Here is a 780-nt window from a genome sequence, read left to right on the forward strand (position 1 = left end):
AGACATCTACGCTGGCACCTCCTTGTCCGCGGCCGTTTGGATCTCAACCGTCTCGACGTGATGGACGTCGTCGTAGAACGCGTCAGGTTTCTCTGTTTGCTTCCACTCAATCGTCGGGTCTGAGTCATCGCGTTCCCATCGGAGCGTTCGCGACGAACTGTCGATCATCGCTGTGACGAGTTGGTTGTCATCAACGGATTCGACCGGCCCCATGAGGGTCGCCGGCCCGTCACCGCTGATTACGATGCCATTGCCTGGTTCGAGTGTCTCGAGTAGGTCGATGTACTCAAAGAGTTGTTCGTTCTCTGGCCGCCAGCCAGCACCGTGGCCGTTGAGACAGCGCGTTTCCGGCGGGTAGCCTGCGGAGCAATAGACCATCCCGCACTCCTTACATTTCCAGTCAATGTGCGGGAACTCGTAGTCATCGGGCGTCGCAAGGATCATTGGTCGCCCTCCGCTAGCCCGAGTCCTTCGACGGGAAATGGTGTTTCTACCTGCATGGTTACCTCTGTCCAATCATTGCTGCGTCGTCTTCGGCACCAACGCCATCGAGGATGCAATCGGCCGCGGCTCGAGCGTTGGTCTCGTCAGAGAACTCCACGATCGCCTTACCACCAGGCCCGTGGAACGCGACTGCACCGTCCTCGTAGCCCATGACGTTCATCGCTTCGCCAACCTCAAACGTGTCCTCTCCCTCGTCGAAATACTCGCGGAGGATCTGTTTCTCGGTGTCCCACTTAGCCGCGAGTTTCGCGCCTTCGACGCACTCCTCGTCGTACT

At 58.6% G+C, this 780-nt stretch carries 2 protein-coding genes; both read right to left on the reverse strand.

The genetic code is table 11. From position 1 onward, the window contains the following. Positions 1–6 precede the first annotated feature (6 nt). On the reverse strand, positions 7–444 hold the full coding sequence (locus C481_RS20175; RefSeq protein WP_006111205.1) for a hypothetical protein: 438 nt from the start codon (positions 442–444) through the stop codon (positions 7–9). A gap of 58 nt (positions 445–502) precedes the next feature. After that, positions 503–780 (reverse strand): hypothetical protein (locus C481_RS22010; RefSeq protein WP_006111206.1); only part of this gene is annotated, 278 nt, incomplete at its 5' end.

Origin of the sequence: Natrialba asiatica DSM 12278 (genome assembly GCF_000337555.1) — an archaeon.
GTDB classification, from domain to species: Archaea; Halobacteriota; Halobacteria; order Halobacteriales; family Natrialbaceae; genus Natrialba; species Natrialba asiatica.

What these genes read in the sequence shown, in the direction of transcription:
- C481_RS20175 (WP_006111205.1), bottom strand. Translation starts at nt 444, where the DNA reads ATGATCCTTGCGACGCCCGATGACTACGAGTTCCCGCACATTGACTGG.